This is a genomic window from Pseudooceanicola profundus (assembly GCF_054919315.1).
This window is the reverse complement of record NZ_CM142898.1, coordinates 3,008,966-3,024,016: the sequence shown is the minus strand read 5'-3', so window position 1 is coordinate 3,024,016 and position 15,051 is coordinate 3,008,966. Positions and strand designations below refer to the sequence as shown.

Below are 15,051 nucleotides of genomic sequence, written 5' to 3'. Positions count from 1 at the left end.
CCGACGCATGCTCCCCCGGTCAGGCGCAGGGCGGCTGACACCCCCGCGCCCGGACACATCGGCCGATACGTCCCCTCACGACCGCACTGTCCGCCCCTTCGGCAGCCCCGCAATCGGCTCCAGCGACGGCTCCTATGTCAGCCGCCCTGCGCGTTGCTCTGCGGCCCTCCTGCCCCACGCCCCAATCTGCCGCAGCGCAGCATCCCGCCCTTGCAAAACCCGCATCCCGGCCCCATCCCTGCGGCATCGCGGCTTCAGCGGACCGTTGACGACGCTCAACGAGCCGTGCATTGACATTGCCCTGACAGACCCCACATGGTCCGCCGCCAATATGCTCGACCAGAGTCGAAAGGACTTTTCATGCCCGTTGTCGTTGTCGAATCCCCTGCCAAGGCCAAGACAATCAACAAATATCTCGGGTCCGATTACACCGTTCTCGCCTCCTACGGCCATGTCCGGGACCTGCCGCCGAAGGATGGCTCGGTCGATCCCGAGCATGATTTCGACATGAAGTGGGAGATCGCCTCCGACAGCAAGAAGCACGTCAAGGCGATCGCCGATGCCCTGAAAGACGACAACGCCCTGATCCTCGCGACTGACCCCGATCGCGAAGGCGAGGCGATCAGCTGGCACCTTGAGGAGGCGCTGCGCAACCGCAAGGCCATCAAGAAGGACACCCCCGTGTCCCGCGTGGTGTTCAACGCGATCACCAAGACCGCCGTGACCGAGGCGATGAAGAACCCGCGCCAGGTGGACGCGCCGCTGGTCGAGGCCTACCTCGCCCGTCGGGCGCTCGACTACCTCGTGGGCTTCAACCTCTCGCCGGTGCTCTGGCGCAAGCTGCCCGGCGCCAAGTCGGCGGGCCGTGTGCAATCGGTCTGCCTGCGCCTCATCGTCGAGCGCGAGATGGAGATCGAGGCCTTCCGTGCCCGGGAATACTGGTCGGTCAAGGCGCTGCTCGCCACGCCGCGCGGTCAGGACTACGAGGCCCGGCTGACGGTGCTCGCGGGCAAGAAGCTCGACCGGTTCGACATCGAGAACCAGACCCAGGCCGAGATGGCCGTGCAGGCGATCACCTCGCGCGACCTGACCGTGACCTCGGTCGAGGCCAAGCCCGGCTCGCGCAACCCCTCGCCGCCCTTCATGACCTCGACCCTCCAGCAGGAGGCGAGCCGCAAGTTCGGCATGGGCGCGCGCCAGACCATGAGCGCGGCCCAGCGGCTCTACGAGGCCGGTCACATCACCTACATGCGGACCGACGGCATCGACATGGCGCCCGAGGCCGTGGCCGCCTGCCGCGACGCCATCGGCGACCGCTACGGCAAGGATTACGTGCCGGCCAGCCCGCGGGTCTACAAGAACAAGGCCAAGAACGCGCAGGAAGCCCACGAATGCATCCGCCCCACCGACATGGCGGCGGACGTCGAAAGCCTGCGCATCTCCGACGCCGATCAGCGCAAGCTCTATGACCTGATCTGGAAGCGCACGCTGGCCTGCCAGATGGAAGGCGCGCGCCTCGAGCGGACCACCGTCGAGGTGGGCAGCAAGGACGGCCAGGTCGGCCTGCGCGCCACCGGCCAGGTGGTGCTCTTCGACGGCTTCCTGAAGGTCTACGAGGAAGGCCGCGACGACGCCGTCGTGGACGATGACGACAAGCGCCTGCCCCAGATCAGCGAAGGCGAGAAGGCCGACAAGCGCACGATCAATCCCGAGCAGCATTTCACCCAGCCGCCGCCGCGCTACACCGAGGCGACGCTGGTCAAACGGATGGAAGAGCTCGGCATCGGCCGGCCCTCGACCTATGCCTCGATCGTCACCACGATCCAGGACCGCGGCTATGTGCTGAAGGACAAGAACCGCCTGATCCCCGAGGACAAGGGCCGGCTGGTGATTGCCTTCCTCGAGAACTACTTCCGCAAGTACGTGGAATACGACTTCACCGCCGACCTCGAAGAGGAACTGGATGACGTCTCCGCGGGTGATCGCGACTACAAGGAAGTGCTCTCGCGCTTCTGGCGGGACTTCTCGGCGGCCATCGCCGAGACCTCCGAGCTGCGGATCACCGAGGTGCTGGAGAAGATCAACGAGGTGCTGGAGCCGCATCTCTTCCCGCCGACCGAGGACGGGACCGACCCGCGGCTCTGCCCGAACTGCGGCAAGGGCCGGCTCTCGATGCGCACCGCGCGCTCCGGCGGTGCCTTCATCGGCTGTTCCGAATATCCCGAGTGCCGCTACACCCGTCCCTTCGGCCCGCCCGATCCCGAGGCGGAAGCCAGCGCCATCCCCCCCGAAGGCAAGCTGCTGGGCCAGGACGAGGGTGACAATATCTACGTCATGAAGGGGCGCTTCGGCCCCTACTGCCAGCGCGGCGAGATGACGGAAGACAACAAGAAGCCGCCGCGCCAGTCGGTGCCCAAGGACTGGGCCCCTGAAGAGGTCACGCTGGAGGAGGCCGTGCGCCTGCTCTCGCTGCCGCGCCTGATCGGCCCGCACCCCGAGGACGGCGTGAACGTCTGGGCGAACATCGGCCGCTATGGCCCCTACATCAAGCACGCGGAGACCACCTCGGACCGGGGCGGCACCAATGCCAACCTCGAAACCCTCGAGGATGTCTGGTCCGTCGGCATGAACCGCGCCGTGCAGCTGCTGGCCGAGAAGGTCGCCGCCCGCGGCGCCCGCCGCGGCGCGGCCAAGACGCTCAAGGAACTGGGTGATCACCCCGATGCGGGCGGTCCGGTCTCGATCATGGAGGGTCGCTACGGCCCTTACGTGAAGTGGGACAAGATCAACGCGACCCTGCCCAAGGAGACCGATCCCGAGACGCTGACCATGGAAGCCGCCATGGCACTGATCGAGGAGAAGGCCGCCAAGTCTGGCAAGAAGGCGCCCAAGAAGAAGGCCGCCCCGAAAAAGGCGGCGACCAAGACAGCCAGCAAGACGGCCACCAAGTCCACGGCAAAGAAGACCACGACCAAGAAGGCCCCGGCGAAAAAGGCGGCCTCGTCCGACGACGCCTGATCCATCTTTCGCTTGGAAATATCCTCGGGGGGTGCCGCCCCCCGGGGCGGCAGGGGGGCAGACAGCCCCCCTTTTTCATGGGTCACCACCGCACCACCCACGCACACCGCCCCCCGGGTCCTGCAACGACGATCAGCCCGCGCTCCGTCCCCAGGCGCCCCGGAACGCCCCACGGCGCCCCATGGTGCCCCGCCCGTCCCCCTCTGGCCTCCCGCGGCCCCTGTGCTACGTTCCGCACTGCGGCATTCCGTTGACACAGGCCCGGCAATCCGCGACAGATCTGGCAACAAAGGAGGACCCCCATGAAGAAAGTCTACGGCTCTGCCGCCGAGGCGCTGGATGGCCTGCTGACCGACGGCATGCTCATCGCCGCCGGCGGTTTCGGTCTCTGCGGCATCCCTGAGCTGCTCATCGACGCCCTCGTCGAGAGCGGCGTGAAGGATCTCACTGTCGCCTCGAACAACTGCGGCGTGGACGGTTTCGGTCTCGGCAAGCTGCTCGACACCAAGCAGATCAGCAAGATGATGTCCTCCTACGTGGGCGAGAACAAGGAGTTCATGCGCCAGTACCTCGGCGGTGAACTCGAGCTCGAGTTCAATCCCCAGGGCACGCTGGCCGAGCGGATGCGCGCCGGCGGCTGCGGCATCCCGGGCTTCTATACCAAGACCGGCGTGGGCACCCAGATCGCCGAGGGCAAGGAAGTGAAGGTCTTCAACGGCGAGGAGTACATCCTCGAGGAAGGCATCTTCGCCGACCTCTCGATCGTGAAGGCCTGGAAGGCGGATCAGACCGGCAACCTCGTGTTCCGCAAGACCGCCCGCAACTTCAACCCGCCCGCGGCCATGTGCGGCAAGGTCTGCGTCGTCGAGGTGGAAGAGATCGTGCCCACCGGCTCGATCGACCCCGACCTGATCCACCTGCCCGGCGTCTACGTGCATCGCATCATCCAGGGCGAGCACGAGAAACGGATCGAGCAGCGCACCACGCGCAAGAAGGAGGAGGCGTAATGCCCTGGGACCGCAACCAGATGGCCGCCCGCGCGGCGGAAGAGCTTGAAGACGGCATGTACGTGAACCTCGGCATCGGGATCCCGACGCTGGTGGCGAACTACGTGGGCGACAAGGACATCACGCTGCAATCGGAAAACGGCATGCTCGGCATGGGCCCCTTCCCCTTCGAGGGCGAGGAAGACCCGGACCTGATCAACGCCGGCAAGCAGACGATCACCGAACTGCCCCGCACCGCCTATTTCGACAGTGCGACCTCCTTCGGGATGATCCGCGGCGGCAAGATCGCGGCGGCGATCCTCGGGGCCATGGAAGTGGCCGAGAACGGCGACCTCGCCAACTGGATGATCCCCGGCAAGCTGGTGAAGGGCATGGGCGGCGCCATGGACCTCGTGGCCGGGGTCGGCAAGGTCATCGTGGTGATGGACCACCAGAACAAGCACGGCGAGTCGAAGGTGCTGAAGGCCTGCACCCTGCCGCTGACCGGCAAGGGCGTGGTGAACCGCATCATCACCAACCTCGGCGTGCTGGACGTGGTCGAGGGCGGCCTGAAGATCGTCGAACTGGCCGAGGGCGTGAGCGAGGACGAACTGCGCGCCGCCACCGAGGCAACCATCGTCTGATCCCGGACACTAACCGCAGGGCCGCCCCACGCGCGGCCCTGCACTTCATCTTTCCTCAAGTACTCCGGGGGAATTGGCCCCGGACCGGGGCCAAGGGGGCAGAGCCCCCAAAAGCCTTCGAAGATGTTTCCCAGGAACTTTCGAAAATTCTTGGACGCCCCCCGCCTCCGCACAGCGGACAGAGCACGCCCCTTTTCCCGACCTGCCCTTATGCGCCTCCCGGATTTTTCGAAAAATCCGGTCCGGAAAATTCGAATTTTCCGGGCACCGCCGCGGGACCCTGTCAGGCCTTCGGCAGGCGGAACACGCAGCCGTCGCTGATCAGCATGGGCGGCGTCATGCACAGGCCCCGGGCCACGCGGTAGGCCTCCAGCACCTTGGGCACGTAGTCGCGGGTCTCGGCGTAGGGCGGCACGCCCTTGTAGCTGCGCACCGCGCCCTCGCCCGCGTTGTAGCCCGCAAGGACGAGGATCGGATCGCCCTTGAACTCCTGCATCAGCATGTTGAGAAAAGCCACGCCGCCACGGATGCTCTGCGCCGGCACCAGCCGGTCGGTGACACCGAAGCGTTCCGCCGTGGCGGGCATCAGCTGCATCAGCCCCGCCGCCCCGGCAGAGCTCACCGCATCGGCCCGCCCGGCGCTTTCCACGGCGATCACCGCCAGCACCAGCGCCGGCGAGACCTGCGTCCCCGCGGTCGTCATCAGGATATCGCGCCCCTGCGCCCGGGCGATCGCCATCAGCGTATCCAGCCGCGGGGCCGAGACGCCGGTGCCCGCAGGCGGCTCGCTGAGCGCCAGCAGGGCGGGTTCCAGGCGGCCGGGGCCGCTCTGCGCCATCTCGGGAGAGATACTGTCCCAGAACCACGTATAGCGCCCCTGTGGCCCCACAGGGGCGGCGGGGGAGAAGGTGGTGTCGGGCGTGGGCTTCGGCTTGGGCGCCGCGGCGAGTCGCGCGGCCTGTTCCGCCGGGTCGATCTGCACCGTGATCCGCTTCTTGGTGCCCTGCCCCGGGGGTTTCACGCGTTTGAAGGTGAAATCCTCGAGTGCGGCAGGCGATTCGGCCCGCGACGGGCCACCACCAAGCGCCAGCACCAGCGCGAGAAACAGCGCCGAAACGGCACCGTGGGAGATTCCTGTGTTCCGCATCCGTGTTCTCTGCCCGGAATTGTGGACTGCTCTGCGGTCTTAATATGGCAGAATCGCCCGAATCCGGCCAGCCACCGCAATGCGCCCGTGGCCGATCAGCAACATTTTCGCCCCGCTGCGCAGGGCTTTTCCGGGTCCATACGGCCCCGACAGTGGATTCCCCAGAAAAATCAGGCGGCTGAACAATCCGATCAAATAGCCCTAAATCTTTTCCTTTTTTGCACTTTCTGCGCCCAATTCCTGCCCCATTCCCGAGGCTATATGTCCCCGTACCGCAGAGGCGGCAGCGTGAAAGAGAGAGCGGGCTGCCAACACACCGAAGCGGAACATCACAAACAAGCAATCTGATCCTTTGGAGGGACTCACCATGATCAAGTTCATCAAAAACTTCCGCGAAGACGAATCCGGCGCAGTCACCGTTGACTGGGTTGTGCTGACCGCAGCCGTCGTGGGCCTGGGCGTTGCCGCCTACTCGTCCATCAAGACCGGCACCACCCAGCTGACCGGCGAAGTGTCGACCTACATGGGTTCGATCACCGCGGGCAGCGAATAAGGCCTTTCCGCCTGATCGCAGGACTACGAAAGGCCGCGTCCCAGAAGACGCGGCCTTTTGTAAATGCTCCAGAAGGAGCCAACCCCATCGGAAAGATGTGACACAGATGAAGACGCGAGCCTTTTCCGGTTTCCTGCACAGGGACGACGGTGCGGTCACGGTCGACTGGGTCGTCCTTTGCGCGATGGCCATTGCCCTTGTTGTCGTTGCCATTCAGGGCATGACCGCCGCAACCACTGGCGTCACGGACGACCTCGTGTCGACCATGACTGACTGGACCTTCTGATCCGCCCGCACGCCGGATCGCCCCGCCAAGAGAGAGCGTCGTGACAGCGGCGTGGCAGGACGATCCCTGACGCAGTCCCCGCACGGTCCCGCCTCCGGGCAGGCCCGTTGTGACCGGGCTGCCGGACAGCCTTGCAGGCCAAACAGAAGATCGCCCCTGCGAAACCGCGAACTGTCCCGAGAATGGACACAATTGCGCGGCAAGCTGGGACCATGAAACTCCCGCAGCCCATGAGGCAGTGCGCCAGGGCAAAGACGGGTGACAAAGATAATGAGGTAAGAAATGCGCATGGTATTCGGATTGGTCCTGCTGGCCGGCGTCGCGCTTGCCGGCTTCGCAGTGTACATGGTGCAAGGCTACGTGAACGCCTATCAAGATCAACTGGCCCGCGAGCGTGCGGCCCGCCCCGTCGCGGTGGAAACCGTCGATGTCTACGTGGCGGACAAGCAGCTGCAATATGGCCAGGTCCTCGCGAAGGACGATGTCCGCCTGGTCGCCTGGCCCAAGGCCGCCCTCCCCGAGGGCGTCTTCACGGCCGCCTCCGACCTGTTCGGCAGCGAGAACACCCCGCCCCGCTTCGTGCTGCGCTCGATGGAGCGGAACGAGGCCGTGATGGGCATCAAGGTGACCGCCCCCGGCGAGGATGCCGGCCTGACCTCGCGGCTGGAACGCGGCATGCGGGCCTTCGCCATCAAGGTCGACGTCTCCTCGGGCGTGTCGGGCTTCCTGCGCCCGGGCGACAAGGTCGACGTCTACTGGACCGGCCGCCTTGGCGCCGTCGGCGGCATCGACCGCGGCGAATTCACCAAGCTGATCGAAAGCGCGGTCAAGCTGATCGCCGTCGACCAGACCGCCAATGGCGACAGCGCCCAGGCGACCATCGCCCGCACGGTCACCGTGGCCGTCACGCCGGACCAGGTTGCCGCCCTGGCCCAGGCCCAGTCCACCGGCCGCCTCTCGCTTGCCCTCGTGGGCGCCGGCGACGACACGATCGCGAAGTCGATCGAAGTCGACCAGCGCCGCCTGCTGGGCCTCGTGGAGGAACAGGCCCCGGTCGAGACCGTCGAGGCCAAGCCCAAGGAACGCTGCACCATCAAGACGCGGCGCGGCGCCGAGGTCATCGAGACCGAGATCGCCTGCACCAACTGAGGCCCTTCGGTCCCCTGCGCAGACCACCTCCCTTCCAGGCCGGGCCATCGCCCGGCCTGTTGCGTGTTATCCACATCAAAGTCGGTGCCAAAGGCATTGATTCTTGCAATAAAAGCCGAGATGCCGCAGGATACCGCGAAAGACCGGGCAACAAGACCCGTCATCGAGGCGTGATCGGAGAGGCAGGTCACATGAGAAAATGTACTTTTCTGACGGCGGCCCTTGTCGGGCTGTCGCTTGGCGTTGCGGCCCTGCCCGCCGCCGCGGAGACCCTGCGTGTCGTGCAACAGGGGCAATCCAGCCGCCTGTCCGTCGCCATGAACCGCGCCGTGGTGGTCGAGAGTGACACGCCCTTCGCGGAACTCTCCATCGCCAACCCGTCCATCGCGGATATCTCCTCGCTGTCCGACCGGTCGATCTACGTGCTCGGCAAGGCCCCCGGGACCACGACGCTGACGCTGCTCGACCAGAACGGGCGGCTGATCACCAACGTGGACGTGGTCGTGGCCGCGGACATCACCGAATTCAAGGAACGGCTGCGCCAGATCCTCCCCAGCGAGAAGATCGAGGTTCGCACCGCCAACGACGGCATCGTGCTGTCGGGCACCGTGTCGTCGTCGCAGAAGCTGCAGCGCGCCCTCGACCTTGCCGAGCGCTATGCGCCCGAACGGGTCTCGAACCTGATGGCCGTGGGCGGTGTGCAGCAGGTGATGCTGAAGGTCCGCTTCGCCGAGATGCAGCGCAGCGTGTCGAAGTCCCTGTCCTCCTCGCTCGCCTTCAGCGGCAATGCCTTCGGCGGGGACCTCGGCCTTTCCGGCGGCACCGGCTCGAACACCAATTCCGGCTCGCAGGGCAACAGTCTCGCGGGCACCCTGCCCTCCTCCAACGACAACGCCGGCGCGATGCTGCTCGGCTTCAACGCGGGCGCCGTCGAAGTGGGCGTCCTGCTGGAGGCGCTGGAAAGCAAGGGCGTGGCCCGCACGCTGGCCGAACCGAACCTCACGGCCCTCTCCGGGCAGGAGGCCAAGTTCCTGGCCGGTGGCGAATATCCCGTCCCCGTGGCGCAGGACAACGGCGCCGTCGCGGTCGAGTTCAAGCCCTTCGGTGTGGAGCTGAACTTCATCCCCCGCGTGGTGGATGACGATCTGATCAACCTCGAGCTCAAGGCCGCCGTCTCGGCCATCGACTCGACCAACGGCTACGAAGTCGACGGCTTCCGCATCGACGCCTTCTCGCGTCGCGAGACCTCCAGCACGGTCGAAATGCGCGACGGCGACAGCTTTGCTATCGCCGGTCTGCTGAAGGACGACTTCATCGACAACAACAGCCAGGTTCCGTGGCTGGGCGACATCCCCGTTCTGGGCGCGCTCTTCCGCAGTGCGGATTACCAGCGTGAACAATCGGAACTGGTGATCATCGTCACCGCGCATCTCGTGACCCCGACCCGGGGCGAGGCGCTGGCCCTGCCCACGGACCGCGTGACGCCCCCCTCCGAGAAGGACCTGTTCCTCTTCGGCAAGGTGGCCGGTGACGGGCGGAAGCTCCGTGGCGCCGCCGGAGAGGTTGCCAAGCAGGACTTCAACGGCTCCTATGGCTACGTGATGGAATGACAATGGCGGTTGGGGCCCACATGAAGACCATTCTCTCGGCGGTGGCGCTGCTGTCGCTCACCGCCTGCGTCGACAGCTACGCCGCCTTCACCAGCGAAGCGGGCGCCACCATCGACGATGGCGGCTTCGGCAACGCGACGATGAACAACACGCAGGTGATGAACGGGGATCAGCCCTATGTTCAGGGCCTCGCGAACCGGTTCAACGAAGAGGTGAAGACGACGATCACCTTCGCCTTCAACTCTGCCGCCCTCGACGCCGAGGCGCAGGCCGTGCTGCGCCAGCAGGCCTCGTGGATCAAACAGTTCCCGGAAGTGCGCTTCCGCGTCTACGGCCACACCGACCTCGTCGGCTCCTCGGCCTACAACAAGCGGCTCGGCCTCGCCCGCGCCAATGCGGCGGTGCGCTACCTGATCGCGCAGGGCATCAGCCGGTCGCGGCTGGAAGCGGTCGTTTCCTACGGCGAAACACAGCCGCTGATCGTGACCCAGGGCCGCGAGCGCCAGAACCGCCGCACCGTCACCGAGGTCCGCGGCTTCGTGGCGAACAACCCGCTCGTCCTCGACGGGAAATACGCGCAAATCGTCTATCGCGACTACGTCACCTCGGCGCAGGCGCAGTCGACCCTGACCGGCACCAGCCTCAGCGAGTCGTCCGGCGGCGAATAAAGCCGCGCGGGTCACGCCATGGGCGTGACCCGATATCGTCCCCAAAAGACCAACAATTACGATTATTCGGCCCCAATGTCGCCCAAGTTGGGTGTCAGTTTCTATAGAGACGAGCTGTATCCGGACGACTCGGCGACAGAGAATCGCCGGCCGTCCGACCCCGAAGGATCATCAAAGGATCTCAAGAGGTTACAGCCGAAATGTAGGGAACTGAGGCAATGACGGCGAGCGCACCTGTACAACCGGATCCGAGCCCCTTGCTGGCCTGTACGATCCGACGGGAACCGGACAGTTTCGATCTGCTGATCGAAGACATGGAAGCTGCCCTTGGAGAGAAATGGGGCGATCTCGGTTTTGCCGAGGCGCTGATGTTCTTTACCCAACCCGAAGCCAACACGCTTGAATTCGTCGCCATGGCGATCGACGCCGACGACGAGGAAAACCTCGTCCTGCTCGGCGAAGTGATCACCCAGGCCCGCAATCACGGTATCAAGGTCATCCTCATCGCCGAGGATGTCAGCCCCTCCGCGCTGCACCAGCTGCTGCGGCAGGGCGCGGATGAATTCGTCCCCTACCCCCTCCCCGAGGGGGAACTGGCCGCGGCCATCGCCCGGCTTCAGGCCCAGCCGGAACCGGCGGCCGAGGAAGTCGTGCCGCTGCGCAAGACGCGCAAGGGCAACCGCAACGGCGTGGTCCTCGTGACCCATGGCCTCGCCGGGGGCACCGGCGCCACGACGCTGGCCGTGAACCTCGCGTGGGAGCTGGCCACCGTGGCCAAGCCCAAGGACACCCAGCCCAAGGTCTGCCTGCTGGACTTCGACCTCCAGTTCGGCTCGATCGCGACCTACCTCGACCTGCCGCGCCGTGACGCCGTCTACGAGCTTCTGTCCGACACCGAGGTGATGGACGACGAGGCCTTCATGCAGGCGCTGCTGACCTTCGAGGACAAGCTGCACGTGCTGACCTCGCCCTCCGAGGTGCTGCCGCTGGACATCCTGAGCTCGGAGGACATCAACCGCATCGTGGACATGGCGCGGTCGCACTTCGACTACGTGGTGATCGACATGCCCTCGACCATGGTCAACTGGTCCGAGGCCGCGCTGAACGCCGCGCAGGTCTACTTCGCGACGCTCGAGCTCGACATGCGGTCGGCGCAGAACACCCAGCGGGTCAAGCGCGCCTTCCAGGCCGAGGACCTTCCGGTGGAAAAATTGCGCTATTGCCTCAATCGCGCCCCGAAGTTCACCGATCTTCAGGGCAAGGCCCGGGTCAAGCGCCTTGGCGAAAGCCTCGACATCTCGATCGAGCTGCAGCTGCCCGATGGCGGGCGGCAAGTGGTGCAGGCCTGCGACCATGGCCTGCCGCTGGCGCTGTCCTCGGCCAAGAACCCGCTGCGCAAGGAAATCGCCAAGCTGGCGCAATCCCTGCACGCGATCGGAAACGCCGAAGCCGAAGCCGCCTGACAGCATACGGCCCCCGGCATGGCCGGGTCTGACTTGGGAACAAAAGACGGGGTAGAAACGCATGTTCTCGAAATACAAGAAGCCGACCAGCGGGACCGAGCAGGCCAAGGAGGCCATGCGCCCCGCCGTGATGAAGAAACCCGTGGCCGCCGCACCCGCGGCTGCCACCGCCGCGCCCAAGCCCGCCGACCCCACCCCGGCCCCTGCGGCCGAGAAGGTCTCGGTGATGCGCAAGCCGATGCCCAATGCGCCCAGGCCCGCAGAGGCGCAGGCCGCCGACAAGGGCCGCAAGCGCAAGGAACGGCTGGGCGAGATCAAGCTGGAGCTGCACCGCGCCCTGCTCGACAACCTGAACCTCGCCGCGCTCGACACGGCGACGGAGCATGACCTGCGCGCAGAGATCGCCGCGATCTCGACCGAGGTGCTGCAGGAGAAGGGCGTCGTCCTCAACCGCGAGGAACGCACCACGCTGGTGCAGGAACTCTACGACGAGGTGAAGGGCCTGGGCCCGCTGGAAAGCCTCCTGAAGGACGAGACCGTTTCCGATATCCTCGTGAACGGCCCGCATCAGATCTTCGTGGAACGCGAAGGCAAGCTGCAACTGTCCGACGTGACCTTCAAGGACGAGCGTCACCTGCTGCGGATCATCGACAAGATCGTCTCGGCCGTGGGCCGGCGCGTCGATGAATCGAACCCCTATGTCGACGCCCGTCTCTCCGACGGCTCGCGTTTCAACGCCATGGTCCCGCCGATCGCGGTGGACGGCTCGCTGGTCTCGATCCGGAAGTTCAAGAAGGACAAGCTGGGCATCGACGACCTGGTGCGGTTCGGCGCCTTCTCCGAGGAGATGGCCGCCTACCTGCAGGCCGCCGTGGCCTGCCGCCTGAACGTCATCGTCTCCGGCGGTACCGGTTCCGGTAAGACGACCACGCTCAACGCCCTCTCCTCCTTCATCGACAACTCCGAGCGCATCCTGACCATCGAGGATACGGCGGAACTCCAGCTGCAGCAGGTCCACGTGGGCCGGATGGAAAGCCGTCCGCCCAACGTCGAGGGCAAGGGCGCGGTCACCCCTCGCGACTGCCTGAAGAACGCCCTGCGGATGCGCCCCGACCGCATCATCGTCGGCGAGACGCGCGGCGAGGAAGTCATCGACATGCTGCAGGCCATGAACACCGGCCACGACGGCTCGATGACGACGATCCACGCCAACTCGGCCCGCGACGGTGTCTCGCGTCTGGAAAACATGATCGCCATGGCCGGCATCGAGATGCCGCTGAAGGCCATGCGGTCGCAGATCTCCTCGGCCGTGCACATCATCGTGCAGGCCTCGCGTCTGCAGGACGGCTCGCGCCGCATGACCTCGATCACCGAGATCACCGGCATGGAAGGCGAGGTCATCTCGATGCAGGAAGTGTTCCGCTTCCAGCGCGTGGGCCTGACCCCGGAAAACAAGATCATCGGCCATTTCACGGCCACCGGCGTGCGCAGCCACTTCTCGGAACGGTTCCGGATGTGGGGCTATGACCTGCCCGCTGCCATCTTCGAACCCGTCGCGGCGGAGTAACGGCCATGCTGTCCATCGAACCGATCATCTACATCATGATCTTCGTCGGGGTGATCGTCCTCGTCGAGGGCGTCTACCTGACCGTCTTCGGCAAATCGATCAGCCTGAACAGCCGCGTGAACCGCCGGCTGGAGATGATGGAAAAGGGCGCGGGCCGCGAACAGGTGCTGGAAAAACTCCGCAAGGAGATGGAACAGCACATGAGCGCGAAGCAGATCCCGCTCTACTCGCTGCTCGCCGCCAAGGCCCAGAAGGCCGCAATCGCCTTCACGCCGCAACAGCTGATCATGGTCATGGCCGGGCTGTCCGCCGTGGCCTTTGCCGGGCTCACCCTGGGCACCGAGACCGCGGTTCCGGTGCGTGCCGCGCTCTCCGTGGGCATCGGCGTCGGCGGTGTCTATGTCTGGGTCTCGCGCAAGGCCGCCAAGCGGACCGCGATGATCGAGGAACAGCTGCCCGACGCGGTGGAACTGATGGTCCGCTCGCTGCGTGTCGGCCACCCCTTCTCCTCCGCGATCTCCATCGTGTCCAAGGAGATCTCCGATCCCCTGGCCTCCGAATTCGGCGTCATCGCGGATGAAAGCGCCTATGGCCGCGACATGGGCGAGGCGCTCAAGGACATGGCCGAACGCATCGACCTGCAGGACCTCCGCTTCCTCGCCGTCGCCGTGACCATCCAGCAGCAATCGGGCGGCAACCTGGCCGAGATCCTTGCCGGCCTCGCCGCGGTGATCCGCGCCCGCTTCCGCCTGTTCCGCCGGGTGAAGGCGATCACCGCCGAGGCGCAGTGGTCGGGCAAGTTCCTGTCCGCCTTCCCCCTGCTCGCGCTCGTCGCGATCAACGTGATGGACCCGCACTATTACGACGCGGTCTACGACCATCCCTATTTCATTCCGGCCTGCATCTTCGTGGGCGTCCTGCTGACGCTGAACCTCTTCGTCATGCGCAAGCTCGTCGACATCAAGGTCTGAGGACACGACCATGACCAACTTCGTCCAACTCCTCACCCAGGCCATGGGGCCGATGGGTCCCGTGATCGCCGGTGCCGGTGTCATCGGTGTGCTGCTGGTTCTCGCGGCGCTCGCCGTGCTGATGAAGAAGCAGGTCGATCCGCTCGACAAGCTGAAGGCCGAGAACGACGCCTCGAAGATCGACAAGAAGGACCGCCTGCGGAATTCCTCGCGCAACGACAAGCTGGAGAAGTATTCCTCCTTCCTCGAACCCAAGAGCGAGGAAGAATACTCCGCCATGCGCATGAAGATGCTGCAGGCCGGCTACCGCTCCAAGGACGCGGTGCGCTTCTTCCACTTCGCGCAGTTCGCGCTTGGCCTGCTGGGCCTGCTGATCGGCGTGGTCTACTTCATGCTGGTGATCTCCAAGCAGGAGCCCACCACCGCCCAGACGATCATGTGGGTCATGGGCCCCGGCGCCTTCGGCTACATGCTGCCGAAATACTGGGTGACCAAGCGCCAGCAGGAACGCCAGCAGCAGATCCAGGACGGTTTCCCCGATGCGCTCGACATGCTGCTGGTCTGCGTCGAGGCGGGCCAGTCCATGGACCAGTCGATCATCCGGGTGGCCAAGGAACTCCGCACCTCCTACCCGCCGCTGGCCGATGAATTCGAGATCGTCAGCCACGAGATCAAGGCCGGCAAGGACAAGAGCCTCGTGCTCAACGACATGGCCGAACGCTGCGGCGTGATGGACATCTCCTCCTTCGTGACCGTGCTGGTCCAGTCGGCCACCTTCGGCACCTCGATCGCGGACGCCCTGCGGGTCTACGCCTCCGAGATGCGCGACAAGCGCGTGATGCGCGCCGAGGAAAAGGCCAACAAGCTGCCCACCAAGATGACGCTGGCGACGATGATGTTGACGGTGCCGCCACTTCTGATCATCCTTGTGGGGCCGTCTGTCGTCGGCATCATGAACATGGGCTCGATAGGTGTTGGCAACTGACAGG

Annotated in this window: 13 protein-coding genes; 12 read left to right on the top strand and 1 reads right to left on the bottom strand. The window is 65.5% G+C overall.

The window, feature by feature from the left end:
- Positions 1 to 360: 360 nt before the first annotated feature.
- From topA to ACX9MO_RS13930, 3 genes are all read left to right on the top strand, one after another.
- Entirely contained in the window at positions 361 to 3,018 is a 2,658-nt protein-coding gene (gene topA / locus ACX9MO_RS13940) for a type I DNA topoisomerase (protein ID WP_462212270.1), read from the top strand.
- 302 nt (positions 3,019 to 3,320) lie between these two features.
- A complete protein-coding gene (locus ACX9MO_RS13935) occupies positions 3,321 to 4,025 on the top strand; it encodes a CoA transferase subunit A (RefSeq protein WP_462212269.1) in 705 nt (234 codons plus the stop codon).
- Positions 4,025 to 4,648, top strand: a complete 624-nt coding sequence (locus ACX9MO_RS13930; protein WP_462212268.1) for a CoA transferase subunit B — start codon at positions 4,025 to 4,027, stop codon at positions 4,646 to 4,648. The genes ACX9MO_RS13935 and ACX9MO_RS13930 overlap by 1 nt, the downstream gene beginning before the upstream one ends.
- Before the next feature lie 283 nt (positions 4,649 to 4,931).
- Here ACX9MO_RS13930 and ACX9MO_RS13925 read toward each other — a convergent pair whose 3' ends face one another.
- Positions 4,932 to 5,795, bottom strand: a complete 864-nt coding sequence (locus tag ACX9MO_RS13925; RefSeq protein WP_462212267.1) for a lytic transglycosylase domain-containing protein — start codon at positions 5,793 to 5,795, stop codon at positions 4,932 to 4,934.
- A 367-nt stretch (positions 5,796 to 6,162) separates the two neighbouring features.
- Between ACX9MO_RS13925 and ACX9MO_RS13920 the strand changes: the two genes are divergently transcribed.
- From ACX9MO_RS13920 to ACX9MO_RS13880, 9 genes are all read left to right on the top strand, one after another.
- Entirely contained in the window at positions 6,163 to 6,348 is a 186-nt protein-coding gene (locus tag ACX9MO_RS13920; RefSeq protein WP_222489302.1) for a hypothetical protein, read from the top strand.
- 106 nt (positions 6,349 to 6,454) lie between these two features.
- Positions 6,455 to 6,634, top strand: coding sequence for a hypothetical protein (locus ACX9MO_RS13915; protein ID WP_222489301.1), 180 nt, complete (start codon positions 6,455 to 6,457; stop codon positions 6,632 to 6,634).
- Positions 6,635 to 6,916: 282 nt separating this feature from the next.
- On the top strand, positions 6,917 to 7,783 hold the full coding sequence (gene cpaB / locus ACX9MO_RS13910; RefSeq protein WP_222489300.1) for a Flp pilus assembly protein CpaB: 867 nt from the start codon (positions 6,917 to 6,919) through the stop codon (positions 7,781 to 7,783).
- Positions 7,784 to 7,974: 191 nt separating this feature from the next.
- A complete protein-coding gene (locus tag ACX9MO_RS13905; protein ID WP_222489299.1) occupies positions 7,975 to 9,393 on the top strand; it encodes a type II and III secretion system protein family protein in 1,419 nt (472 codons plus the stop codon).
- 20 nt (positions 9,394 to 9,413) lie between these two features.
- Complete coding sequence (locus ACX9MO_RS13900; protein ID WP_462212266.1) at positions 9,414 to 10,061, top strand: OmpA family protein; 648 nt, start codon at positions 9,414 to 9,416, stop codon at positions 10,059 to 10,061.
- Between the two features lie 218 nt (positions 10,062 to 10,279).
- Positions 10,280 to 11,524: an AAA family ATPase gene (locus ACX9MO_RS13895; protein WP_222489297.1), complete on the top strand. Its 1,245-nt coding sequence runs from the start codon at positions 10,280 to 10,282 to the stop codon at positions 11,522 to 11,524.
- A 61-nt stretch (positions 11,525 to 11,585) separates the two neighbouring features.
- Positions 11,586 to 13,091 carry a CpaF family protein gene (locus ACX9MO_RS13890; RefSeq protein ID WP_409996959.1) on the top strand — a complete coding sequence of 502 codons (1,506 nt, stop codon included), beginning with the start codon at positions 11,586 to 11,588 and terminating at the stop codon, positions 13,089 to 13,091.
- A 5-nt stretch (positions 13,092 to 13,096) separates the two neighbouring features.
- Positions 13,097 to 14,062, top strand: coding sequence for a type II secretion system F family protein (locus tag ACX9MO_RS13885; RefSeq protein ID WP_222489296.1), 966 nt, complete (start codon positions 13,097 to 13,099; stop codon positions 14,060 to 14,062).
- Between the two features lie 10 nt (positions 14,063 to 14,072).
- On the top strand, positions 14,073 to 15,047 hold the full coding sequence (locus ACX9MO_RS13880; protein WP_222489295.1) for a type II secretion system F family protein: 975 nt from the start codon (positions 14,073 to 14,075) through the stop codon (positions 15,045 to 15,047).
- Positions 15,048 to 15,051 lie beyond the last annotated feature (4 nt).